General features: G+C 39.3%; 26 protein-coding genes and 1 pseudogene. 15 read left to right on the top strand and 12 right to left on the bottom strand.

Annotated elements, in window-relative coordinates; all coding sequences use genetic code 11:
• Positions 1-71: 71 nt before the first annotated feature.
• The 3 genes from EXE29_RS04450 to EXE29_RS04440 form a co-directional block, all read right to left on the bottom strand.
• Positions 72-1,103, bottom strand: coding sequence for a DUF932 domain-containing protein (locus tag EXE29_RS04450; RefSeq protein ID WP_106984581.1), 1,032 nt, complete (start codon positions 1,101-1,103; stop codon positions 72-74).
• A gap of 22 nt (positions 1,104-1,125) precedes the next feature.
• Positions 1,126-1,404: a hypothetical protein gene (locus tag EXE29_RS04445; RefSeq protein ID WP_120364056.1), complete on the bottom strand. Its 279-nt coding sequence runs from the start codon at positions 1,402-1,404 to the stop codon at positions 1,126-1,128.
• Positions 1,405-1,507: 103 nt separating this feature from the next.
• On the bottom strand, positions 1,508-2,416 hold the full coding sequence (locus EXE29_RS04440; protein ID WP_106984579.1) for a YagK/YfjJ domain-containing protein: 909 nt from the start codon (positions 2,414-2,416) through the stop codon (positions 1,508-1,510).
• Positions 2,417-2,879: 463 nt separating this feature from the next.
• On the opposite strand from EXE29_RS04440, the gene EXE29_RS04435 reads away from it, so the two are divergent.
• Entirely contained in the window at positions 2,880-3,776 is an 897-nt protein-coding gene (locus EXE29_RS04435; RefSeq protein ID WP_106984578.1) for a hypothetical protein, read from the top strand.
• A 311-nt stretch (positions 3,777-4,087) separates the two neighbouring features.
• Here EXE29_RS04435 and EXE29_RS17685 read toward each other — a convergent pair.
• Positions 4,088-4,213 (bottom strand): annotated as a pseudogene (locus tag EXE29_RS17685) (tyrosine-type recombinase/integrase); the annotation flags it as partial.
• Positions 4,214-4,260: 47 nt separating this feature from the next.
• A complete protein-coding gene (locus EXE29_RS04425; RefSeq protein WP_228198708.1) occupies positions 4,261-5,430 on the bottom strand; it encodes a hypothetical protein in 1,170 nt (389 codons plus the stop codon).
• A gap of 149 nt (positions 5,431-5,579) precedes the next feature.
• On the opposite strand from EXE29_RS04425, the gene EXE29_RS04420 reads away from it, so the two are divergent.
• The gene (locus EXE29_RS04420; RefSeq protein ID WP_029574588.1) at positions 5,580-5,876 is read left to right on the top strand and encodes a pyocin activator PrtN family protein; all 297 of its coding nucleotides are present in this window, start codon (positions 5,580-5,582) and stop codon (positions 5,874-5,876) included.
• On the opposite strand, the gene EXE29_RS04415 is transcribed toward EXE29_RS04420, so the two are convergent.
• A complete protein-coding gene (locus EXE29_RS04415) occupies positions 5,842-6,978 on the bottom strand; it encodes a site-specific integrase (protein WP_010115612.1) in 1,137 nt (378 codons plus the stop codon). The two genes, EXE29_RS04420 and EXE29_RS04415, sit on opposite strands and share 35 nt — an antisense overlap.
• A 131-nt stretch (positions 6,979-7,109) precedes the next feature.
• Between EXE29_RS04415 and dusA the strand changes: the two genes are divergently transcribed.
• The gene (dusA, locus tag EXE29_RS04410; RefSeq protein ID WP_120364000.1) at positions 7,110-8,126 is read left to right on the top strand and encodes a tRNA dihydrouridine(20/20a) synthase DusA; all 1,017 of its coding nucleotides are present in this window, start codon (positions 7,110-7,112) and stop codon (positions 8,124-8,126) included.
• Positions 8,127-8,235: 109 nt separating this feature from the next.
• Here dusA and coaBC read toward each other — a convergent pair whose 3' ends face one another.
• Positions 8,236-9,510: a bifunctional phosphopantothenoylcysteine decarboxylase/phosphopantothenate--cysteine ligase CoaBC gene (gene coaBC / locus EXE29_RS04405; protein WP_117007173.1), complete on the bottom strand. Its 1,275-nt coding sequence runs from the start codon at positions 9,508-9,510 to the stop codon at positions 8,236-8,238.
• 112 nt (positions 9,511-9,622) lie between these two features.
• Here coaBC and radC point away from each other — a divergent pair, with 112 nt between their 5' ends.
• Together radC and EXE29_RS04395 are read left to right on the top strand one after the other, a co-directional pair.
• Positions 9,623-10,312 carry a RadC family protein gene (gene radC / locus EXE29_RS04400; protein ID WP_120363999.1) on the top strand — a complete coding sequence of 230 codons (690 nt, stop codon included), beginning with the start codon at positions 9,623-9,625 and terminating at the stop codon, positions 10,310-10,312.
• Positions 10,313-10,389: 77 nt separating this feature from the next.
• Positions 10,390-11,301, top strand: a complete 912-nt coding sequence (locus tag EXE29_RS04395; RefSeq protein ID WP_106984574.1) for a bestrophin family protein — start codon at positions 10,390-10,392, stop codon at positions 11,299-11,301.
• Between the two features lie 55 nt (positions 11,302-11,356).
• Here the strand turns inward: EXE29_RS04395 and EXE29_RS04390 are convergent, their stop codons facing one another.
• Complete coding sequence (locus EXE29_RS04390) at positions 11,357-12,208, bottom strand: PHP domain-containing protein (RefSeq protein WP_120363998.1); 852 nt, start codon at positions 12,206-12,208, stop codon at positions 11,357-11,359.
• A gap of 46 nt (positions 12,209-12,254) precedes the next feature.
• Here EXE29_RS04390 and EXE29_RS04385 point away from each other — a divergent pair, with 46 nt between their 5' ends.
• The 4 genes from EXE29_RS04385 (at position 12,255) to mnmC (ending at position 15,690) form a co-directional block, all read left to right on the top strand.
• Positions 12,255-12,866, top strand: a complete 612-nt coding sequence (locus EXE29_RS04385) for a septation protein IspZ (RefSeq protein ID WP_106984572.1) — start codon at positions 12,255-12,257, stop codon at positions 12,864-12,866.
• A gap of 29 nt (positions 12,867-12,895) precedes the next feature.
• Positions 12,896-13,198, top strand: coding sequence for a YciI family protein (locus EXE29_RS04380; protein WP_120363997.1), 303 nt, complete (start codon positions 12,896-12,898; stop codon positions 13,196-13,198).
• Between the two features lie 4 nt (positions 13,199-13,202).
• Positions 13,203-13,706: an SH3 domain-containing protein gene (locus tag EXE29_RS04375; protein ID WP_106984570.1), complete on the top strand. Its 504-nt coding sequence runs from the start codon at positions 13,203-13,205 to the stop codon at positions 13,704-13,706.
• Between the two features lie 79 nt (positions 13,707-13,785).
• Positions 13,786-15,690, top strand: coding sequence for a bifunctional tRNA (5-methylaminomethyl-2-thiouridine)(34)-methyltransferase MnmC2/FAD-dependent 5-carboxymethylaminomethyl-2-thiouridine(34) oxidoreductase MnmC1 (gene mnmC / locus EXE29_RS04370; RefSeq protein ID WP_410159310.1), 1,905 nt, complete (start codon positions 13,786-13,788; stop codon positions 15,688-15,690).
• Positions 15,691-15,754: 64 nt separating this feature from the next.
• Here the strand turns inward: mnmC and EXE29_RS04365 are convergent, their stop codons facing one another.
• Complete coding sequence (locus EXE29_RS04365) at positions 15,755-16,069, bottom strand: rhodanese-like domain-containing protein (protein WP_106984568.1); 315 nt, start codon at positions 16,067-16,069, stop codon at positions 15,755-15,757.
• Between the two features lie 91 nt (positions 16,070-16,160).
• Between EXE29_RS04365 and EXE29_RS04360 the strand changes: the two genes are divergently transcribed.
• The 3 genes from EXE29_RS04360 to EXE29_RS04350 all read left to right on the top strand — a co-directional run bounded on the left by EXE29_RS04360 (position 16,161) and on the right by EXE29_RS04350 (position 17,817).
• The gene (locus EXE29_RS04360; RefSeq protein WP_106984567.1) at positions 16,161-16,649 is read left to right on the top strand and encodes a YajQ family cyclic di-GMP-binding protein; all 489 of its coding nucleotides are present in this window, start codon (positions 16,161-16,163) and stop codon (positions 16,647-16,649) included.
• A 28-nt stretch (positions 16,650-16,677) separates the two neighbouring features.
• Entirely contained in the window at positions 16,678-17,181 is a 504-nt protein-coding gene (locus tag EXE29_RS04355) for a DUF4442 domain-containing protein (protein ID WP_106984566.1), read from the top strand.
• A 132-nt stretch (positions 17,182-17,313) separates the two neighbouring features.
• Entirely contained in the window at positions 17,314-17,817 is a 504-nt protein-coding gene (locus EXE29_RS04350) for a nuclear transport factor 2 family protein (RefSeq protein ID WP_120363995.1), read from the top strand.
• A 68-nt stretch (positions 17,818-17,885) separates the two neighbouring features.
• Here the strand turns inward: EXE29_RS04350 and EXE29_RS04345 are convergent, their stop codons facing one another.
• The 3 genes from EXE29_RS04345 to EXE29_RS04335 are packed head-to-tail and all read right to left on the bottom strand — an operon-like array spanning position 17,886 to position 19,659.
• Entirely contained in the window at positions 17,886-18,314 is a 429-nt protein-coding gene (locus EXE29_RS04345) for an acyl-CoA thioesterase (RefSeq protein ID WP_106984646.1), read from the bottom strand.
• Positions 18,315-18,331: 17 nt separating this feature from the next.
• The gene (trxC, locus tag EXE29_RS04340; RefSeq protein WP_106984564.1) at positions 18,332-18,763 is read right to left on the bottom strand and encodes a thioredoxin TrxC; all 432 of its coding nucleotides are present in this window, start codon (positions 18,761-18,763) and stop codon (positions 18,332-18,334) included.
• On the bottom strand, positions 18,763-19,659 hold the full coding sequence (locus tag EXE29_RS04335; protein WP_117007169.1) for an alpha/beta hydrolase: 897 nt from the start codon (positions 19,657-19,659) through the stop codon (positions 18,763-18,765). Before EXE29_RS04335 ends, trxC begins: the two co-directional genes overlap by 1 nt.
• A gap of 121 nt (positions 19,660-19,780) precedes the next feature.
• Between EXE29_RS04335 and EXE29_RS04330 the strand changes: the two genes are divergently transcribed.
• From EXE29_RS04330 to EXE29_RS04320, 3 genes are all read left to right on the top strand, one after another.
• Entirely contained in the window at positions 19,781-20,116 is a 336-nt protein-coding gene (locus EXE29_RS04330; RefSeq protein WP_117007168.1) for a protein tyrosine phosphatase family protein, read from the top strand.
• The gene (locus EXE29_RS04325; RefSeq protein WP_117007167.1) at positions 20,109-20,528 is read left to right on the top strand and encodes a protein tyrosine phosphatase family protein; all 420 of its coding nucleotides are present in this window, start codon (positions 20,109-20,111) and stop codon (positions 20,526-20,528) included. The genes EXE29_RS04330 and EXE29_RS04325 overlap by 8 nt, the downstream gene beginning before the upstream one ends.
• A gap of 337 nt (positions 20,529-20,865) precedes the next feature.
• Positions 20,866-22,245, top strand: a complete 1,380-nt coding sequence (locus EXE29_RS04320) for a dihydrolipoyl dehydrogenase (protein WP_120363994.1) — start codon at positions 20,866-20,868, stop codon at positions 22,243-22,245.
• Positions 22,246-22,714 lie beyond the last annotated feature (469 nt).

Raw genomic sequence — 22,714 nt, 5'->3', positions numbered from 1 at the left:
GGGTTACATGAGTGCTCTGACTAGCATTTGTTTGGGGTGACTTGATTTCGACATAAGTGAGTCAATTAATTTCAGGCGATCAAAGCAAGTGCTTGCTCCAATCCTCGTTGTTTCAAACCCGCACCTGCACCGAACCAAGCTGAATCAAGACGGTGATCTGTACTCATGGCACGTCGTTCATGATCCACAAATTCTGTGATCGAACACAGTAAACCATAAGCCGTATCTTTAGCTGATGACAATTCAGCACCGCGTCCTTGTCCATTAAACATCTCTAAAGCTTTATTCATGGCACGACCATTCGGTTCAGGCTTTTTCTCCTGAACTTGCTGCGCGACATTACGATAAAACTGAATGATGTTTTCTTCAGGATCGGAAATTGACATGGTGCTATTATTAAACACGGCATCAAAGTAAGCTTTGGCTTCCTGCTGACTCACCTTACGCTGTGTGAGTTGTTTCATTTCATACATGTGCTCATCCCAGGCACGAACTGAAATACCCAATTGCTGCTTCACTTTCTCTGCATCAAACTTGGTACTATGTGGAACCTTCACTACACCTGCACTACTGCTCTGTCCACGTAGAGCAATGGCTAAAGTGTTGTTACAGACCACCCTAATACTTGTGAATTGTGCCGTCGTTGCCAACGTGCCGTCACACGCAGTAGCCAGCAAGATATAACCATTACTGACATCCTTAGACTTTAATGCAGTGCTTTGCCCGGTACGTGCCAAAGCCCAGAACTTCTTCCCACCTTTCAAAACCCCTGCGGTTTCCAACTCAAAGCCTGATTGTTCAGTCAGATCACGATAGAACTCCAAAATCTCTTTGGGTTGTACTTCCTGATAACGCTGACTGACCACAGATAACGGTGCATGAGTATCTGAGCGATACAGTACACGCTGTTCCTCAAATGGCATGATAATGCTTTGACCACGTTCATTCTGAGCCATGTAACTGACATCAGATGATTCGATGCGCCAATCCATCCCTGCTTGCTGTGCCCAGACTTCCAGTGGTTGATTCGGACTTAGCTGATTTCCTAAGCCATGCCAAGGTGTTTCGCCAACATAGGCTATTTGTTCAATTTGATGTGCCATTGCTTTGATCTCCTATGCTAACTCAACGAAAGTTTTGCTGACATTGATTACAGTGATAGTAGGTCATGGTGATAGGCTTTTTCGGCTCATCAAACACACTACTGAATAGACCACCAATGACTACACCTGCAAGCCCGCCAAGCAGTGGTGATACAGGCAAAGGTAAACCCTTTGAAATGGATGCACCGATGGTTGCGAACGAAGCTGATGCTGCTAGACCTGTAGAATCAGAACCACTCACCTGCTGATTAACCACTTGAATAACCTGATCGGAAAAACAATAAGGACAATTTAAACTCATAATATATACCTCTAGAAATGACAAAGGCTCACCGATTGGTAAGCCTTGCAAAGTTAAAAACCTCGTTTTCATCTAGATAATGTATATCTGAGATTATTTTCATTTAGCGTCTATCATACTGCACTCTTAACTGACCTTTACCAAATACTCTTCGTCCTTTTGGCTTTACACGTAAGTATTGAAGAGTACGTTTGTGATGATCAGCAATGTATTGCATTGCCTCAATGAAATTTGTCACTTGGGTTGAATCACGACGATAAATCACACCGATCCCTAGCTTATTCTCTCTTCGAAGTTTCGCTATACGTTCACGGTTCCAGCAATTATAGCCTTGACCAAAATCCCTAGTAATATCCCTCCATAGCTCAATAATTTCATTTCCCCAATATGCTGCGCTTCCATCACGATAGGCATTATCATAAATGATTGCTAAGTGACAGTGAAAACCTTTACTTTTACCGCCTTGCTCCACTCCCCATATATACCCGATCACATGTTTAAATATGCCATCTTTATTTTGGATACGGTTAAGCAGTATATCTAAGTCCTTATAAATATCTTCAACTCTAATTCGACTAGAATATTCTTGCAAATAACCCAAGTCTACACGAGCAACTAATATTCGACTGCATTTATTAAGTATTGAACTACAATATTCCTGCACTTCAATTTTATTTTCATCTTTCTGTTTTTCAATAGTTTCATAATCTTTCTTGAAAAGCTCAAATAAATCTAAAAACCATTTTCTCATCTCTCTGTACTCAATTATCTTTAACTCGTCCATAAGTTCAAGATAACCAGAGTCTATTCTCTGTAAGTCATATCTCAGAATTACAAAGAATTTAAGATAACCTGTGTATTCATCATCAGGATCATAAATATCATTAAAGTCTAATAACAGATTAGTAAGCTGTGAATAGAATCCATCCCATTTTGTACGTTCTCTTTTTAAACGTTTTAAAAATTTCTCAATCTCAAGTGTAAGTTTTTCCTGATTAATTAAAACTCTCATGTTTAAACCTATGTGTGTGACAGTTACATAAGAGATAGGGAATTCAGTATATATATACGTTTACTTTACAATAAAGTGTTACCTAATAAACGATTAGATTAATAACCAAAGCTTTAGGGAGTCCAAATTCCTCCTGTAGTACAGTACCTATTCTCCACATGAAAAACTTTTCCTCCCTGCTTTAAGCTTAAATTCATGCAGGCTCTAGTCTCAAAAAAGCTAGAATTAAGGAATAAAATGAATTTTAGACTATATCGTTTTAGTACCTAATTTTAGTTATAAAAAAATTAAATTAAAAACTTATATTGCCTAAACATTGTTTATTTATACCCCCCTTATCCCTTAGTAGAAAGCTTTTAAAAATATAGTGCAAAACAAGGGGAAATAGAGCGAAAAACTTAGTAGAAGGTATTGTTTTTATTGCCTAAAGTATGACGTAAGCTTTTTAGAAACAGGATACAAAATGCGCAATTCTGAACTAGACAATCTTAAATCATTCCTGACACAACTTCGAGATGAAGATCTTATCTGGGTACTGTATGTCTATCATCGCCCAAATATTGATAACAATCGCAGAATACGGGAGAGCAACGATGCTATAGAAAAAGACATCGCAAAACTGAACAGCCTAGATAAACTCAGGAACATAAGTAAATTTATAATTGATGAAATGAATAATAGTAGTGATGATGATATCTATTATTTTTTACGTGATTTAAAGGATTTTCAATCTAGAATCACAATACATTCTTTTGACTTTAATAAAATTAAAGATAATCAAAGATTCTTACAATTTGCATGCAAAGTCTTGAATGAAAAAGAAGGAGATCGCTTAATTTTAGATATAAAAAATCTATACTTCCAGCTCCTTTATCTGGCTTATACAATCCCTTTTTATTATGAAAATTCTAGATCAATTGAAAATATATATTATCGATTTGACAAAATATACACAAAATTCAACAGTCATTTTAAATCACCATGCTCTGATTTTTTTGTATGGGCTAAAAAGCATATTAATGAAAACTCAGAATTTAGGAGATACAGAAGAGATGCATCACATGTATCTGAATATGAGACTTTAATTAATTCAATATTTGATATTATCTATTATGAAGATGAAAATATTCACTATGCTCTAAGAAAAAAATTATCTAATGCGTGGTATCAAAAAAAGCACCGTGAGGAGAAAAAGGTGAAAAAACCTAACTATTACGCATTAACCAAAAGAGCTAGAGAAGCGTTGCTTACATTAGCTTTCAAGAATGGTGTGTCCGAAGAGCAAATGATCGAAAGACTCATCAATGAAACCTATGCCAAAGAATGCTGTTCAGTCGATGGAGAAAACCTATATTTGTAAAAATAATCTTTCCACCAGTCACACCCAATCTAGTCCATTATATAACTAAGATTGGGTTTGTGCGTGCAGACCTAATGAAAATAGGTATCTTAATAAAATTTTATTGATTTAAGCTCATATTCACTTTGCTTAAAGCACTTTTAAACGGCTTTGTTGCACAAAGATTTCATAACTATATGATTTAAAAAGTTTTGATTATTTTTTGATCCAAAGTTAAATTTATTTAAATCAGATACTTACATATTTATACAACAAAGCCTCGGTAGTGTAAAAATGACCCCCTAACGGCATTTAAAAACTGACCCCCTTGGTTAATATTGCGCTCGGTTATATGCCGAGCGAATTCTGTTCTGTGACACATGAGCAAGTTGCCGTTCAATGGGATCGGGATTAAACAAATTTAATTCGTTCACAACTGGACTGAATAGCGCTCTCAAACAGTGTTTGTTCATTCAACCTGTATAAATAAGCATGCTCTAATATTTTAAAGTTTAGCCTTAGCTGCTTGTAACTGCTTCTTGAAGAATGCATTAGAATTCGGATTATAGTAAAAATCATGAATAAAAACTCTTTCGTTCATTCCATACATTTTTTCTTCCACCAAGCACTCTATAGTTATACGTATAAGCCTGTAAATTTCATAGACACGATCATAGCAGTCAAATATAGTTTTTTCAGACACAGAGAAACCAAATTCAGCTAATTTTTTTCTTGCGAGCTTGGCACATGAGATATCCGAGTCCACAACATATTGAGGGGACTCTTTGAACAATGGTTTATCGAGATTATTACCTTTCTTAAGTATCAAATGCCATGCACCGATTAAGGCAATCCAATTAGCCGAACTATCTGAAAAAATGGGATTATGTCCTAATCGCTCTTCAATATTTATTAGGAACTTCTTCAGATCATTCTTAGTCTTTAGCTTATAAAATCCATCATATTCAATCCCCTTTAATGACTTGGCCTTACCCCTAGCCTTAATGGCAGCTGCTACTTTTTCATAATCTTCCAAATCATTTAAGTTAACAATCTGATCTTCGGAATAATACTCTGCAATTAAGTTATTTTTAAAAACTTCAAACTCTAGAAATAACATCGCCCTATAGAAAAGTTTATTTAAAAAACTCTCATTGATGACTTTATTCTTTTTTTGATATTTAGCTAGTGTTAAAAAATTAAAATCTAGAAATTTACTAAGCACCCCTATACTTATATTATCGTACTCAAAATATAGAACTTGACTAACAATTTTAAAAGCAGCAGCACCAGTAATTAACTGAATTGGATTTTGTATTAATATTTCATTTAAATCTTGCTTATAATGATCAATTTTAAAACCCACCGACTCTATTTGTTGAATTAGGTAGGCACGATATTTTTCTTGCATTTGAAAATAGATATCATTTTCAATTAATTCACCCTTTCCAAAAGCTAACTCAAAATCTACTCCTATCAATAACAAATGCTTGTAATGCTCCCTTATCAACATGCCCTCAGACCTACGATAAGCCAATGAATCAATAGTAGCTAATAACTTACTATATATACTTAACTTCTCTGTTGAGAAGCTCTGCATGGCTGCAACATCATGAAAATATAAATAATCTAATAGTCTGACTGTGCTGTTTTGAAAATCGTTAAGTTTTGGCATAAATGTGTATTCTTAAAAAAGTTCCCCTTATTTCAGAATTATTACCCATTTCATCTTATTTACAATTATTTCAGTTGATTTAGTTACCTAGACCTTAGCTCTATGTACTAAGAATTCGAAAAATTAACATTCTTTTAAAAGGTTCCCAAATGAGTACAGTAAAAATGAATTTATCAGACTATTTATTCATGCAATTTAAAACCATGACTCCCACTCTTGAACAAGTGGCAGCCATGTATTACCCCCATCTAAGTAAAGCAAAAATATTAGAAAAAGCGAGAAAAAAGGAATTTCCATTTATTTGCTACAAGATAGATGAAAGTCAAAAATCACCATACTTAGTTGATATTTTTGACTTAGCTTTTGTTTTAGACAAACGTTACAACGAACAAGCTAAAGAGTATGAAATTTTTACGAAGTCAGCTCTAACGAATTCTCAAAATTAAGGGTCTGTTTTCTTCGTTTAACCGATACATACCTTTCCAAACTCCCCCATGAATCGTGCAAACTAATTTGCTGTATCTGGGGGATAGTGAAACCTTGCTCAGCTAAACGGGTACACCCTTCATGTCTCAAATCATGGAATTTTAAATCATCTATTCCAAGCAACTTACAAGCTTTTCTAAATTCACCACCTATTGTTTTTGGACTAAGAGGTATCAGATATTCATCGCCATAGCCTCTTTTCAACATTCTAGCTCTAACTTCCTGCTCCGATAAAAGCTCAATAATTTTTTTACACTGAGGTAATACATTAAACTCCTTATGATTCCCTTTAGAGCCCGTTGGGTTTTTCAAATCACGTATTTTCCATGAGTTGTTATGCCTGTCAAAATCTATTAATTTCATTCGAGTGATTTCCGCTTCACGTCTACATGAGTAGATCGCAAACCAGATAATTAAATGCATTGGATAGCTATAGTTCGGATTACGCCATTTTTGTACAAAATATTTTGTAAGTGCCATCAGCTCATCATTGGTCGGGAGCCTATCTCTTTTCTGACTTGAAGAAATTTGGCGTGTTTTTCGTAATTGCGCTGTCGCTTTGTCAAAGGCATTTAGATCAATATCTATATCCCACATCACCGCTGCATGAGATAGCACCCCTCTAATATGTAACAACTCATGCTGGAGTGTACTAGATGCAACAGGGTCAAGTCCTAGATCTTCAATGCCCTTTTTGCGTAGGGCCACGTGTTCAGCAATATGAGTCGATTTAATTTTTGTGATAACATGCCGCGCGATTGGAAACTTCTGAATAAGTTTGAGTGAATATGTTTTAGTTCGTCCATACTCAGCTCCCACTTCCGCCAAATATTTCGAAATAGCGTTAGAAAGAGTTAGATCTATTACATCTTCTTGACCAAACAAAATTTCAGGATTTTCTTCTATTTCAGCTTCCCTTTTTGCTAACCAAATTGCTGCAACTTTCTTCGATCCAAATGTTTTACTTTCTTTATATATTGGTAAATCTTTTCGATTGATTCGAATTTCAGCACGATAGCGTATTGATCCATTGACTAACTTACGCTGCGTGATTGTACCCATTTTTACGCCTTATGATATTTTTACTTATTATGGCGTATTTATGGCGTAAATCAAATTTTAAAAAGAGCAAAAAAAGATGAAATAGATGCAAATAAATCCAACACAACACTGATTCAATAGGTTGATTTTCAATGAGTATTTTATCAAAACCAAGCAACACACAGAATCCTCGAATCAGTGTTGCACCGATGATGGATTGGACCACCAAAGATTATCGTTTCTTTGCACGTTTATTTAATCCAAATGTCATCCTCTATACAGAGATGGTGACCACTGGCGCGATTTTATTTGGTGGCGCGAACCGTCATTTAGACTTCAACAAAGAAGAACATTCGATTGTGCTCCAGCTGGGTGGTTCGAATCCTAAAGACCTAGCAACTTGTACTAAAATGGCACAAGACTGGGGCTATGACGAAGTGAACCTTAATGTAGGTTGCCCAAGCGATCGCGTACAAAACAATAAAATTGGTGCATGCCTCATGGCTGAGCCTGATTTAGTAGCAGAATGTATTGCAGAAATGCAAAATGCTGTGGATATTCCAGTGACGGTTAAACATCGTATTGGTATTGATGACATGCAGTCTTATGAAGAAATGTTGCACTTTGTCGACACTGTTGCCAAAACTGGATGTAATAACTTTATTGTGCATGCACGTATTGCTTTACTCAAAGGCTTATCACCCAAAGAAAACCGTGATGTACCCCCCTTACGCTATGAAGATGTCTACCGCTTAAAACAAGAGCGCCCGAATCTGTTAATTGAAATTAATGGTGGTATTAAGACCTTTGCCGAAACCGAAGAACATTTGAAGCATGTTGATGGGGTCATGATTGGACGTGAGGCCTACCATAATCCCTACCTTTTGGCAGAAATGGGGCAATTATGGAATTTGGAAGCACCTGACCGCTTTGAGATTATGCACAGCATGATGCCATATATTTCGCAGCGTATGGCTGAAGGCGCGCCTTTATCTATTATCACTCGTCATATTTTAGGCCTATTCCAAAACTTACCAGGCGCACGTAAATGGCGTCAGGCACTCAGTGGTGGTAATGCAAAAACACTCAAAGATGTTGAAACAGCATTGTTTAATATTCAAGATGCGATGAAGCGTACTGAAGAGTATGTGCGTGAACACCAAGCTTAAGTCAGTTCTACTTTAGCTCGAACCAATTAAAAAAAGCCCTCAATCATTGAGGGCTTTTTTGATTCAAGCTTTCAGCTTGTAATGCGAAGTTGAGTCAAGAAATGAAGGCTTAAAGCAACTCATCTGTTTCAGCTTCATGATGTAATGCATCATGAATAGCCTCAACCAACTGCTGTGCAATCTCTTGCTTGGAAGCTTTTTCTAAATCGCGCTTTTCCATTTGATACTGTTCTGCAAAAAACACAATCATGGCATTTTCATCAGAAGCAAAGCCAATATCTGGACGGGATACATCATTGCAAGCAATCATATCGAGCTTCTTGGCAACCAATTTACCGGCAGCATATTCTTCCACATTGCGCGTTTCAGCAGCAAAGCCCACCATAAATGGACGTTTATCCTGCTGGGCAATCGTCGCCACAATATCTGGGTTTTTAATCAGCGCAACATTTAACTCATCGCCTGCTTTCTTAATCTTATGCTCAGCCACTTCTGCCACACGGTAATCCGCCACTGCTGCAGTTGCAATAAAGACATCACACCCTTGATCCAACTGTTGCATGCTGTGATCAAGCATTTGTCTTGCTGATTGTACATTAATACGGCGTACACCATTGGGGGTGTCCAGACTCACAGGCCCAGCCAACAATGTTACTTTTGCACCAGCAGCATAACATGCCGCTGCCAAAGCAAAGCCCATTTTGCCAGTACTGTGATTGGAAATATAGCGCACAGGGTCAATCGCTTCACGGGTTGGACCTGCCGTAATCGTGACACGTTTTCCAGCCAACAAGCCAAATTTTTCCGCAATTGCACGTTGCGCACGGTGGAAGTATTCAGTCACTTGATTTGCTAGATCTTCGGGCTCAGGCATACGGCCCAAACCTACATCACCACAGGCTTGTGAACCTGCGTCAGGCATAATCACATGCACGCCATCTTCAATGAGCGTATTTAAATTGCGCTGTGTTGCTTTGGCAGCCCACATTTGTTGATTCATGGCTGGGGCAACCCAGACAGGCGCTTTCGTCGCCAAGTAAAGCGTCGAAAGTAAATCATCCGCCAAACCCGCTGCAAATTTTGCCAAGCTATCACAACTGGCAGGAGCCACCAGCAATAAATCCGCCCAACGCGCAAGCTCAATGTGCCCCATACCTGCTTCTGCTTCTGGATCGAGCAATGTTGTATGCACAGGATTACCCGAAAGCGCCTGAAATGTTAATGGCGTAATAAAGGCTTGTGCACCGGCGGTCATGACCACACGTACATTAAATCCAGCGTCTTTTAAACGACGAACCAAAATCGCACTTTTATAGGCAGCAATCCCACCCGTAACAGCCAAAACAATGTTTTTATTTGGAATGACACTCAAGTCGAAGCTCACAAACAGGCTTCCTATCTGTTGCAGTGGCGCTCACAATAGCATTAAATATGGACAGACCCAAGATTGCACTTGGAAAAACCACAGCAACTCATAATAAAAAAGTCTAACAAAAATGAATTTCTCAATTAAACATTGGCCCAGTCAAGAACGGCCTCGTGAACGCTTACTCCAACAAGGTGCACAAAGCTTATCCGATGCTGAACTACTTGCGATTTTTTTACGCTCAGGCTCACAACAACATTCCGCCGTAGAATTGGCAAGATTATTAATTCAACACTTTGGAAGCCTAAGCCCTATCCTCAATGCTTCTTTAAGTGATCTCAGCCAATTTCATGGCATCGGCGCAACCAAATATGCACAGCTCATGGCGGTCAAAGAACTTGGCAAACGCTACATTAGCCAGCAAATGAGTCAGAATGCACTGACTTTAAATCACTCTACGCAGTTGATTGATTTTTTACGTTTTGAATTTTTATCCGAGACTCAAGAAGTTTTTGCAGTACTGTGTCTCGATGCACATTTAAGAAAAATAAACTTTAAAAAATTGTTTTTTGGCGCTGTTAATTCCTGTGAAATTTCGATCAATCAATTGTTACGCTATGCCATTTCACAACATGCAAGCGCGATCGTGATTGCACACAATCATCCCTTTGGCATGCCATCTCCATCTGAAGCTGATCGCGTGCTCACCGCACAAATTCATCAAGCTTGCCAACTCCTCGAAATCCAGTTAATTGACCACTGCATTATTGCGCAGGAGGGAAATTATTCTTTTGCTGAACACGGGCTCATCAATCATTAAAAACTGTCGTTTTCATATATTGACAAAGGTATGAGCAAAGATGAAGATCAGAGCAAATTTATGAAGATTCTAATCATATGATTGTTCGTGACCAAACCAGTGTATTTAAGCTGTTGTTCTCATGGCGAGGAACTATTTTACCTAAAGTTTTACCGCCATTAGGTGTGGTCATGTTGCTCTCAACCGTTATTGGTGGTCTGTCATATTTTAATATTTTTCACTTCCCAGAATTACCCTTGGTCGGCTTTACCTTAATTGGGGTTGTACTGTCTATTTTTTTGGGCTTTAAAAACTCTGCCTGCTATGACCGCTGGTGGGAAGCACGGCGTTTATGGGGCATTTTAATTGCCAATGCACGCCACTTTGACCGTGACTGTCGTATGCTCAGTCAGGGTCGCCGTGAGCGTGTGATTCAACATGTGATTGTCTTTGCCAATGTTCTGCGCGATCGCTTACGTCACGATACAGCCAACCCTACGGAACTCATCGAAACCAGTGGTATGAGCGCTCAAGCCATTAAACAATTGTATCAACAAGTCAATGCGCCACAGTACACGCTCAGTCTTATGCAATGGGAACTCATGCAAGCCCTAAAAGAAGGTGAAATTTCCGACATCATCTATGCACAAATGAACGATCATATTATGGAGCTCAGTACGGTACAAACAGGCTGTGATCGCATTGCGACGACTCCCTTGCCATTTGCCTATTCAGTATTACTTAACCGTACGGTCTATTTCTTTTGTTTTATGTTGCCTTTTAGCTTGGGCTCAACCTTAGGGCTAGTGACCCCTCTTTTGGTGGGTATTTTGGCGTATACATTTTTAGGTTTAGATGCCTTAAGTTCTGAAATAGAAGAACCTTTTGGTACACAAAGTAACGATTTACCCCTAGATTCAATGGTGCGTACCATTGAAATTGAATTGCTAGGTACCTTGGGTAAACCAACACCACCCCCCATTCAAGCCCACGACAACAACTTGCTTTAAGTTTTACCAGCCACCCCTCTTCAAAATGGAGAGGGAAAAAAGCGTGTGTTGCTCATTAAACGAAACTTTCCCAAATACCTCTTTGCCCGTCATTAACACGTGGAATATTGCCAAGCTTAATCCATGGCATATTGCTCCCATGATAATCACTCCCGACAGAGACTTTTAAACCAAATTCAGCAATCATTCGATCGACCATTTGACGTGTGCCCAATGGATCTACTGCAGGTGGGAGCTCAACAGCATCACCACCAAATTTCGCAAAAATTTCGATTAAGTAGCGAATATTGGTTGCAGATAAATCATAGCGGGTTGGATGTGCCAATACAGCAAAACCACCACTGGCATGTATCACTTGAATAGTTTCTTCTAAACCTAAACCATCAAATTTTACATAGGCTTTTTTGCCTTCTTTAATATATTTATCAAATGCTTGCTGTGCACGGCTGACATAGCCTTTTTCTACTAAGGTTTTAGCAATATGTGTTCGCGTCACACGATCAGGCACATTGTCCACTTTGGCAATAACATCTGCATAAATATCTTCACCAATTAACGGGATCAGTAAGTCACAAATTTGTTTGGCACGTACGGCACGTATGTGCTTTTGTTGTTCGAGTAATTCAAGTAAAGGCGCAGGATTTTGCATATTGAGTGCAACGACGTGTACACCATAGCTTTTTTTAGTGGCCGGGCGTGACCATTGGCTGGAAATTTCCACCCCAGAAATCAGTCGCATGCCGAACTCTTGTGCCACTTTTTCAGCTAAATTTAAGCCATCCATGGTATCGTGATCTGTCAGCGCTAGGGTATGAATGCCAATTTCATGCGCCGCTTGCACCAGTTGCTCTGGAGACAAAGTTCCATCAGAAATATTACTGTGTGTATGTAAATCTACGCCTAGCATCACTTATACTATGTCATTTATTTGATCAGATACCAGATACTCTAACATGAAAGCACTTTTAGACTTTGTGCCACTCATTATTTTCTTTTATTTATATAAAACTGTAGATCCAAAAGATACTCAGCATCCATTATTACAACTCTTCGGTTCTGCTGGAGGCATTGATAATAATAATATTTTAGTTGCAACTACAGGTTTAATGCTTTCAATGCTGGTGGTTTACGGCGCATTATTTTTTATTCAAAAGTTCCGCTTAGACAAGCAACAATGGATTGTTTTGTTTATGACCGTCATTTTTGGTGGCATTACTTTGGTACTGAGTGACGATTTCTATATTCGTTTAAAAGCGGTATTGTTGAATTTAGTCTTTGCAGGGGCGTTCTTACTGTCGCCTTGGTTTAGCAAAGACCGCAAGCCACTGATCGAACGTTTGTTTGGGCCTGTACTCGAACTGAGCGCATCAGGATGGAAAAAACTGAACTTTGCATGGGCCTGTATGTTTGTGGTGATGTCTTGCTTACATATTTTCTTTGCTTATTTATTTATGGGCGGAAAATATTGGGGTGAATTCACTGCATTTGGCGACATGATCGTGATGTTTTCCTTTATCATTATTCAGTTTATTGTATTGCGAAAATACTTTAAGACCTCTGAATAATACTTCTAGTTTAAAAATCGAGAAATCACATGCCATTATTTGTCGTTAGCTGTACAGATCATGAAGGTACAGTCGAAAAACGCCTAGCGGTTCGCCCACAACATCTTGCGCGCTTAGAGCAATTAGATACTGAAGGCCGTTTGATTGTTGCAGGTGCAATGCCGAAAGACCCAAGCAATCCTCAAGCGGGCTTTTATGGTAGTACGATTATTGTCGATTTTGAAACGCGTGAAGCTCTCGATGCATGGCTCCAAGATGAACCATTCCTAAAGGAAGGCGTATATAGTCATATTGACGTTAAACCGTTCAATAAAGCCTTCCCTAAAGGATAAGTTCATGCGTGCCGTTTTTACCTGCATCATAGGCTGTTTTCTTTTTAGTTCCGTAAGCTGGGCAGTTGAACCTGCCCCTACGCCTACAGAGCCAGTCACAGCAACAGCTGCTGTACTCCCTGCCACTGTACCTCAAACTTTGCCAGCCAATAAACCTACAACTATGCGTGTAGCCTCCCAACCCAATGCAATGATGGCTGCCGAAAATGCACCGCTGACTGCTGAGCAACAGATCAAAAATAAAGTTTTACAAGATGCTAAAATTAAGGCGCTGGTCAAAGATCAACACTCACGTTTACAGCAACTTGAAAAAGCAAACCTTGACGCTTTAGCACAAAACCAAGAGCTACAATTGAAAAATGATAGTTTAGGTGTACAAGTGCAAGTTCTACAAAGTGAGCGCAGTGCACAAATGTTTTTATACGGCGCTGTGACCATTGCAGTAGGCGTACTGCTTGGCTTCTTAATGGCGAGTTATATTCATACCAAACGTCGTCGCCAATGGTAATTTAAGTTTTTATCTGTATCTGTAAAAAGGCTCTCCTGCTTTGTCTCAAGCAATTCAAACTGCTGATCTTGATTGGCGTATGATCGATGGAATTGATGTTCCAATTTCTAAACAATTTGGCGATGCCTATTTCTCCCGAGATAATGGCCTGCTCGAAACACGACATGTGTTTTTAAATGGCAATGACCTCCCTGAACGGTTGGCACAGTTGCAAGACTTTGAATCTTTTCATGTCGGTGAAACAGGTTTTGGTACGGGCTTAAATATTTTGGCCTTGTGGCAATTATGGCAAAAGGTTCGCCCGCAAAACCACAGTCGCTTGCATGTGGTCTCTGTCGAAAAATTTCCGTTGTCTAAGCCAGACTTGATCCGCGCTTTGAATGCTTGGCCAGAATTACAGCCCCTCTCTGAGCAACTACTTGAGCAATATCCATTGCCCATCGCAGGCTGTCATCGACTGTCTTTTCCAGATGAACGCTTTACCCTAGACTTGTGGTTAGACGATGCGCATGATGTTTTTCCTGTGATGGCAAAAACCAGTCAAATTCATGCCTGGTTTTTAGATGGCTTTGCTCCAGCATGCAACCCAGATATGTGGGAAGAGCACGTCTTGCATCATATTGTTCGCCTTTCAGGCTATGGCACAACTTTCTCGTCATTTAGTGTAGCAGGCGTATTAAAACGTGGCCTCAAACAACACGGTATTCGTATTAGTCGCCCACGCGGATTTCGGCATAAACGTGAAATGCTCAAAGCCATTTGGCTCAAGGAAGATAAAGACCTTCCCTCTACAGATGACCTCATTATTCGTGCCGAGCCACCCACACAACCGATCACACAGCCACAGCAGCATAAGCAGCGTCATATTGCGATTGTAGGCGCTGGAATTGCAGGATTAAGCTGTGCTTGGGCACTCGCACAGCGTGGCCATTCAGTTACGCTATTCGATCAAGCAGAGCCCTTAGCAGGAGGTTCTGGTAATCCCCTCGCGCTCTTAAATCCCAAGCTCTGTCCAATCGAGCAAAGTGCGGAGCATCTGATGACGCTCACCTGGCAACACGCCATGCGCCATTATCCAAAATTTAAGGCTTTTCGTGCGCTAGACATCCATCAAATTGCACTCAAAAAGCCCGAAGAATTATTAGGCTTGATCGACCAGTATCCAGCAGAGCTATTAACCGAGGATCAAGCCTCTACAGCACAAGCAGAGTCACAATTGTTGCAAAGTGAATTTGCCAGCCTGTGCTTAAATGAAGCAGGTGCTGTTTCACCGCATCAGCTACGTGATCAAATCTTAGCATCGCCTCTCATTCAGTTTCAGCAAGCACAGATTACACAGATTGAGCACTTAAGTACGGGTGTTGAATTATTCAGTCATACACAGTCTGTTGGGCAGTTTGATCACGTGGTGGTCTGTGCGGCTCGTCAAAGTATGCAACTGATTGAGGACTATCCACAGCTAAAACCAATACGTGGCCAAGTCAGCTGGCTCAGTCAACCAGAATCTGCATTGAGTACACAACATGCGTATAGCTATGGCGGTTATTGTATGCAACTCGATGCAACGCAATTTATTCTCGGTGCATCGTTTTATCCAAATAGAGAAGATAGCGAAGTGCTATTAGAAGATCATGTGCATAACTACAATCTTATCCACAGTGTCTTTCCTCACTATGCCGAACAACTCCCTGCTGTAGAAACATGGCAAGGTCGCGCCTCTGTGCGTGCACAAAGCTTGGATTATTTCCCAATTCTCGGGCCAGTGAAAGCGGAGACAGAACTTTATACCTTTGCTGGATTGGGTTCTAAAGGTTTCTTATATGCTCCACTGTGTAGTGAAGTCTTGGTAGCGCAAGTCTTGTCTGAACCTTGCCCTATTCCTATGAGTTTATTGCAAAAACTCAGTGCACAACGTTTTAAAAAGAAAGTCAAAGCTAAAAAAGCATACTTTAAGCCTGATCAAACCATAAAACCGATTAAATGAAGCGTCATCGCTCCAATTTATAGACATAAAAAAAGCGCCCTTCGGCGCTTTTTTCTGAGGCGGATTAAGCGCCTTCAATCAGTGGTAAACCTGCTGCTCGAGCGGCACGAGTGCCTCCCATTAATACAACATATTCACGGCCACTGTCTAAACCCTCTAAAAGCTCAGCAGCTCGAGGTGCTTTACTACCACCACCACATAAAATGTAGATTGGCTGATCCGTTGACACCTGAGTCAAACTATCTGCAGACAAATCAGTGATTGGCTGATTCACAGCACCTTTTAGGTGTGCCTCAGTAAATGCACTTGCGTCACGGACATCCCAGATAATCGCATTTTCTGGGAACTCAAATGTTGTAATTTCTTGTTTACGGATCATTGCGCACTCCTTTGATGTAAACAACACTTGGCAAATGAAGAAAACATCCCTAGCATCTCAGATATTCTTTCCCTTTGTAAAGGTCTAAACTATGCCTTCTTTCGATATTGTTTCAGAATTAGAAGTTTTTGAAGTAAATCATGCAGTTCAAAACACGCAAAAAGAAATTGCGACACGTTTTGACTTCCGCGGTCAGGACGTTTCAATCGAACTGAACGAAAAAAACAAAGAAATTAAAATCAGCACTGAAAGCGACTTCCAATGTGAACAAGTCTATACCATGCTAGAAAACCATTTCTTTAAACGTAAAGTCGATATTCAAGCACTTGACCCACAAAAAATGACCGCTTCTGGCAAAAACGTGATTCAAGTGATCAAACTCAAAGATGGCCTTGACTCTGATACCGCAAAAAAAATTAATAAAGCCATTAAAGAAAGTGGCGTGAAAGTGCAATCTTCTATTCAGGGCGATAAAATCCGTGTAACTGATAAAAAACGCGATACCTTGCAACAAGTGATGGCGTTCTTGAAAGAACAGCAGTTCGGTGTGCCTTTACAGTTCAATAACTTTAAAGATTAAGGCAGGACACCTGCCAAGCAGAGGAATCATGGCGCAAGGCAATCGTTTATCTAAGCTGGTCAGTTCAACATCGAAATTTCCACAAAGCATTCGCACTGCGCTATGGTCCAAAGCATTTGGCAAAATCGTCCCAATGGTCGGTTCTGCCAAAATTCGTTATTTAGAAGTCAGCCCTTCCCGCGTTACGGTCAGCATCGCAAATCACAAAGCGATGCAAAACCATATTGGTCAGCTACATGCTTGTGCTATGGCACTCATCGCAGAGACTGCAACTGGCTTCGTGACTGCAATGAATGTACCGGACAGCGCCATTGTACTCATTAAATCATTTAAAGTTGATTTCCAACGTCCTAGTAAAGGCGCAATGCAAGCAACCGCTATTTTGACTGAACAACAACAACAGCTCATGCGCACCACAGACCGTGGCGAAACCTTAGTTCAAGTCACCGTCACCGATGAATCTGGCGAAGCACCCATTCAATGCGAAATGCTTTGGGCATGGGTAGAAAAGTCCTACCTGAAAAAGAAATAATTGTAAATAAAACTTACTTTTAAGTAAGTCTATTACTTACCGAATTAAGACTAAATCTTTACCAAAGGGTGCTATTTCTATAGCACTTCCTTGCTCATGATGGAGTTATATTTATAACGAGAGCAAAATTAAGTGAAACCCTTTTTAATCACCAGCGCGCTACTTTTCACTAGCATTGCTGTAACCGCACAAGCAAAAGCACCTGCAGACAAAACGCCAACTCAGACACCAACTACCGTCATTACTGCACAAGCTCAGCAAGCCGAACGCAACAAGAAACTGGTGACCGATTTTTATAATGGTGTCTTTCAAAAGCATCAGGTAAAAGCTTACTCAGATCAATATATTGGAACTGAATATATTCAACACAACCCTCATGTACCCAATGGTAAAGCGCCGTTTGTAAACTACTTCACCCAATATTTCAAAGAAAATCCTCTCGCAAAAAGCGTAATTAAACGTGCTGCTGCCGAAGGTGACCTTGTCTATTTACATGTGCATTCACAGCAAAATCCACAAGATAGAGGTGTTGCTGTCGTTGATATTTTTAGAGTTGAAAATGGAAAAATTGTCGAACATTGGGATGTTAAGCAAGATGTTCCAGCTGAAAGTGCCAATCAAAACACGATGTTTTAAGCTTCAACAAAATAAAAAACCCAGCATATATGCTGGGTTTTTTAAACACTCAAACTGCTTTTAGCGTCTTATTCTGCTTTCGTTTGTGATGCTTCAAATAACTGTTTTGCTTCTGCAGGAATTTGGCGTTTTGCACCTTTGACATCCACAGCAACAAAAGTATAGACCCCTTCCGTCACACGAATCGGATCACGTGAGCTGTCATGGCTGTCCCAAACCTCGATTTGCATTTGAATTGAAGTATTTCCCACTTTCAAAATTTTGGTATAGCAACTGATAACATCACCCACTTTTACCGGTACTAAAAATGTCATCTGGTTAATGGAAATTGTTGCACAGCGACCTTTACTAAAACGCTCTGCGTGAATCGCACCTGCCAAGTCCATTTGTGACACGATCCAACCACCAAACACATCACCGCTCCAGTTGGTATCTGCTGGCATTGCAATTGTTTGTAGTGAGAGCGTACCTTCCGGTTTTACATGAGTTTCTGACACTTTAACTCCAAGCCCCATTATGAATGGGCAGTCAATTGTTGATCGAGCCACTGCTGCAATTCACTTGAACGCAGCGCTCCACTTATTCTAGCAAGTTCGTTGGTTTTATTCATCAAAACTAAGGTTGGAATGCTCCGTACATTAAAAGCACTGCTTAAACGTGGGTTTTCTTCGGTATTAATTTTGGCAAAAATTACATGCGGATATTGCTTTGCAACTTGAGCAAAATGCGGTGCCATCATCTTACATGGCCCACACCACTCTGCCCATAGATCAATGAAAATCGGTAAGTCGCTATGACTAATGAACTGACTAAAATTCTGTTCATTCAGCTCAATAGGTGCCAGTGGTACCAAGGCTTCATGGCATTGGCCACATGCAGGTTGTTCTGCCAATTTTTCCTCGGGCACACGATTTTTTGCCAAACAATGCGGGCACACAATAATCATTAACTTACTCCTACATGCTGATTTAAAAAATCTAACTGCTTTGCCACTGCTTTTTCAAACCATGCGCCATGATAAATATCAAAATGAGCCATATCCCATTCATAATAATCAACATAAGGTGCAATATTCGTGGCTGCTTCACGGCTAGACTCAATTGGAATCAGACTATCATTCTTCGAGGCGATATACAGTACAGGAACAGCAATCTTGCGTAAATTTTGAATGGGCCGATAACGCATCAGATTAAAAAATGCTCGTGCAGGCACCTGCCCACTCCAATAATAATCAGGGTGAATAATCGATTGATATCCTGCGTATGCATCTTTGGTTTGCACAAAACATAATCCAGATGGATCTGTTACCGCCAAAGTCCTTGGCGATAATCCCACCTTCGCCCCCATATAATCTTGACTGGAGATTTTGAGTGCTTTTGGCAATAAATTTAAGGGAAAATTTTTAGCACTTTCTGCACCATCAACAAATGGATTTTGTGCAATGACCGCTTGAATATTTTTATTTTCCGAAGCTAATTCAAGTGCATAACCCGCACTCAATGAAATGCCCCACAAGACAATTTTACGAGAGTTAATCGATTTACGTTGCGACACATGCATCAACATTGTACGCCAATCGCTTAACTGCTCTTGAATGCTCACTAGCTCTCGAGGTCGACCCGTACTCCCCCCCCAATAGCGGTAATCAAACAAAACCACCGCATAGCCTGCCTGTGCAAAACGCTTAGCAAACTGTACTAATTTAAATTGTCTTAAACACGCAAAACCATGTGCCATGATAATGACACCCGGTGGAACATCTGTTTTAGGCCGATAAAAATCTGCTGCAATCACTTCCTGTCCGCTTTTCACATACAGCGGTTCAACGGTATAAGCGTGCATACACACTCCATGCAAAAATTGAACTGTTATTCTTTATAAAAATTTTAATACGCCACGCTCATATTCTCGCTTAATGCTATCATAAAGCATATTTCTATTTTTAAAATTTTGGAGTGACACTATGAGCGAAAATGTTGGTTTTGCAGGTCAAATTAGTCCTGAACATGTAACGCAAATTGTTGAAAAAGGATTTAAATCGATTATTAATAACCGTCCAGATATGGAAGGTGGTCCAGAGCAACCAACAAGTGCACAAATTGAAGAAGTTGCAAGTGGTGCAGGCTTAGACTATGTTTATCAACCTGTAGTCGCTGGTCAAATCACTGAGCTTGATGTACGTGCATTTGCCAATCATTTTAACCAATTGCCAAAACCTGTCCTCATGTTCTGCCGTACAGGCAATCGCTCAAACAACCTATTTCAACTAGCAAAACAAATGGACTTGCTTGATGATTAAGTCGATTTATGCAAGTTTACTTTGTTTATGCTTGAGCATGCTTAGCCCAGCATTTGCAGAATTGCCACAAAGCACAGCCCTGACACCCCAAGTCAGTGTTGCTGGACAAATGAACTTAGATAAATTTTCTGCCTTGCTCAAACAAGGCTTTAAATCTGTAATAGTGAATCGTCCAGACCAAGAAAATGGCAATCTGGTAAGTGTAAGTCAATTACGTGAAGTTGCTGAAAAAGCACATGTCAGCGTGATTTACCAACCTGTAGATAGCGGTAAAATTTCTCAAACAGATATTCAAGAATTTGCTAAGTATTATAATGAGCTGACTAAACCGATTTTATTAGTATGCCGTAGTGGGACACGTTCAACGGCACTCTTTAATCAAGCAAAAGCACAAGGACTCTTGAATGAATAAAATATGGATGCTGGCAATCATCACTGCACTTTTACTATCGGGCTGTAATTCTATGCAGATTAGACCCACTGTTGGGGTAAGTGTTGGAAGCTCTATTTAATTATTATTCATAAAAAACAGCGCCGAAGCGCTGTTTTTTTTATAACTTTAAATCGCCAAAAATTCTGAGTATTAAATTATTTATAAGACTTATTCTATCAAAATTAATAAAATAAACTATTGAACTTTTTAAACTTAGCTTAGTATTTCATACTAGTTATGCAGATATATCACTTAAATTAAAGTCAAATACACATTTAAAATGTCGCTACACTCTCAAAATAGGAAAGGCCTATCCATGTATGATCTAATTATTATAGGTGCAGGCACTGCAGGCATTTCTGCCTATAAAGAAGCCATAAAATATACCGATAACTTATTAATTATTAATGATGGTCCTTGGGATACGACCTGCGCGCGCGTTGGCTGTATGCCAAGTAAAGTTCTCATTGCATCTGCAAATCGGGTGCATGAAATACAAAATCTGGAAGGATTAGGTTTAAGTGCCACAGTAAAAATTGATACTTCGCAAGTGATGCAACATGTACAACAACTTCGAGACCGTTTTACTCGTGCAACTCTAAAAGATGTTGAATCTTGGCCTTCAGAACACAAAATGTCAGGTCGCGCCGAATTTATTAATGCCAATACTATTCAAGTCAATCATCAAGAATATCAAGCCAAAAATTTTATTTTAGCCGTTGGAAGCACGCCAAACATAGATGCAAAATTAAAACAACGACTTGGGGATCGTTTAATCACGACTGATCAAATCTTCGAATTAAAGCAACTCCCACAAAGTATAGCCGTAATCGGCAGTGGCGTTATTGCCTTAGAGCTGGCTCAAGCGATGCATCGTCTAGGTGTCAAAACTGAAATCTTTGCACGTAGCCGTAAAATTGGCACATTGGTGAGCAAAAATCTACAACAAGTAGCTCAAAATGAATTGCTCAAAGAATTAAATCTAAACTTCGAAATTTTGCCTAGTGACTACACTCGGACCGAACACGGTATTGAAATAATATATCAACAGAATGATACAAAACAGCTTATAACGGTTGATTACGTGCTATCTGCTACTGGTCGTCAATCACGCCTAAATACATTGCATCTTGAGAAAATTAGCAGCATTTTTAGTGATCCTAAAAAAATACCAGTCAATCCCAATACAAAACAACTTTCTAACTATCCAATCTATATTGTAGGTGATGCTTTTACCAATACTCCAATCCAACATGAGGCTGCGCACGAAGGAAAATTAGTTGTTCAAAATATATTAAGTAACAAGCAAGTTTCTAATATTAAAACATTAACACCGTTGGGCATTGTCTTCAGCTCACCAGAAATGGCATCAGTTGGGCAAAATAGTCTGCAACTTGAAGAACATAAAGTTAGCTTTATTACAGGTGTTATTGACTATGCCAAGCAAGGGCGAGCAATCGTTAATGCTAAAAACCAAGGTGCAGTTGAGATTTATATAGATAAGGATTCCCGCAAAGTATTAGGAGCTGAATTGTTTTGTCATGAAGCAGAACATCTCGCACACATACTTGCATGGATGATTGATGAATCACTTACAGTGGATGACTTACTCGATAAGCCGTATTACCACCCAACAATAGAAGAAGGCCTGAGAACGGCTTTGAAACATGCGAGAAGACAATTAAATAATGATTAAGGGTTAGCTAATTATTTAGTTTGTTATTGAGAGTAGCTGTTGCTTACACATTAGTGCTTTAATGCAACAGCTCCCATGCCAATCAATATTGTCAAAAAAACAATAATTATTATTTGGCTTATTATGGCAACGAGAGCACTATTTTTAAATGTATCAATACTAAGCACATATTTAAAAACAATTGATGCCAGCAAAATAGAGAATATGAACAATATGAATTGATTATCTATCGTTTTCTTTTATAACCTGTAATTGCAGAATTCAAAAATAAAGAAAAAAATGCTTAAAAAATTTGCTCTCAATGCACCTAATTTTTCAGCCGTTATTTTTACTACGTGATATACGATAAATAAGAAAATCAGGAAAATTGCAAATATCATATTATTGTCTTTATTTTTATAAGTACTTAATAAGTATATAAAAATATTTACTGATCTTCAATCAATTGCCCCCTATATTTTCTTTCAAG

Origin of the sequence: Acinetobacter sp. WCHAc060006 (assembly GCF_004209135.1) — a bacterium.
Classification (GTDB): domain Bacteria; phylum Pseudomonadota; class Gammaproteobacteria; order Pseudomonadales; family Moraxellaceae; genus Acinetobacter; species Acinetobacter cumulans.
The sequence above is the reverse complement of the archived record's forward strand: the minus strand, read 5'-3'. Positions and strand labels throughout refer to the sequence as shown.

Coding starts and splice junctions, on each gene's coding strand:
- EXE29_RS04365 (WP_106984568.1), bottom strand. CDS start 16,069: ATGATCCGTAAACAAGAAATTACAACATTTGAGTTCCCAGAAAATGCG.
- dusA (WP_120364000.1), top strand. CDS start 7,110: ATGAGTATTTTATCAAAACCAAGCAACACACAGAATCCTCGAATCAGT.
- EXE29_RS04360 (WP_106984567.1), top strand. CDS start 16,161: ATGCCTTCTTTCGATATTGTTTCAGAATTAGAAGTTTTTGAAGTAAAT.
- EXE29_RS04450 (WP_106984581.1), bottom strand. CDS start 1,103: ATGGCACATCAAATTGAACAAATAGCCTATGTTGGCGAAACACCTTGG.
- EXE29_RS04395 (WP_106984574.1), top strand. CDS start 10,390: ATGATTGTTCGTGACCAAACCAGTGTATTTAAGCTGTTGTTCTCATGG.
- EXE29_RS04325 (WP_117007167.1), top strand. CDS start 20,109: ATGATTAAGTCGATTTATGCAAGTTTACTTTGTTTATGCTTGAGCATG.
- EXE29_RS04435 (WP_106984578.1), top strand. CDS start 2,880: ATGCGCAATTCTGAACTAGACAATCTTAAATCATTCCTGACACAACTT.
- EXE29_RS04415 (WP_010115612.1), bottom strand. CDS start 6,978: ATGGGTACAATCACGCAGCGTAAGTTAGTCAATGGATCAATACGCTAT.
- trxC (WP_106984564.1), bottom strand. CDS start 18,763: ATGATTATTGTGTGCCCGCATTGTTTGGCAAAAAATCGTGTGCCCGAG.
- EXE29_RS04355 (WP_106984566.1), top strand. CDS start 16,678: ATGGCGCAAGGCAATCGTTTATCTAAGCTGGTCAGTTCAACATCGAAA.
- EXE29_RS04375 (WP_106984570.1), top strand. CDS start 13,203: ATGCGTGCCGTTTTTACCTGCATCATAGGCTGTTTTCTTTTTAGTTCC.
- EXE29_RS04425 (WP_228198708.1), bottom strand. CDS start 5,430: ATGCCAAAACTTAACGATTTTCAAAACAGCACAGTCAGACTATTAGAT.
- EXE29_RS04330 (WP_117007168.1), top strand. CDS start 19,781: ATGAGCGAAAATGTTGGTTTTGCAGGTCAAATTAGTCCTGAACATGTA.
- EXE29_RS04440 (WP_106984579.1), bottom strand. CDS start 2,416: ATGAGAGTTTTAATTAATCAGGAAAAACTTACACTTGAGATTGAGAAA.
- EXE29_RS04335 (WP_117007169.1), bottom strand. CDS start 19,659: ATGCACGCTTATACCGTTGAACCGCTGTATGTGAAAAGCGGACAGGAA.
- EXE29_RS04445 (WP_120364056.1), bottom strand. CDS start 1,404: ATGAGTTTAAATTGTCCTTATTGTTTTTCCGATCAGGTTATTCAAGTG.
- radC (WP_120363999.1), top strand. CDS start 9,623: ATGAATTTCTCAATTAAACATTGGCCCAGTCAAGAACGGCCTCGTGAA.
- EXE29_RS04320 (WP_120363994.1), top strand. CDS start 20,866: ATGTATGATCTAATTATTATAGGTGCAGGCACTGCAGGCATTTCTGCC.
- EXE29_RS04390 (WP_120363998.1), bottom strand. CDS start 12,208: ATGCTAGGCGTAGATTTACATACACACAGTAATATTTCTGATGGAACT.
- EXE29_RS04380 (WP_120363997.1), top strand. CDS start 12,896: ATGCCATTATTTGTCGTTAGCTGTACAGATCATGAAGGTACAGTCGAA.
- EXE29_RS04420 (WP_029574588.1), top strand. CDS start 5,580: ATGAGTACAGTAAAAATGAATTTATCAGACTATTTATTCATGCAATTT.
- mnmC (WP_410159310.1), top strand. CDS start 13,786: ATGATCGATGGAATTGATGTTCCAATTTCTAAACAATTTGGCGATGCC.
- EXE29_RS04385 (WP_106984572.1), top strand. CDS start 12,255: ATGAAAGCACTTTTAGACTTTGTGCCACTCATTATTTTCTTTTATTTA.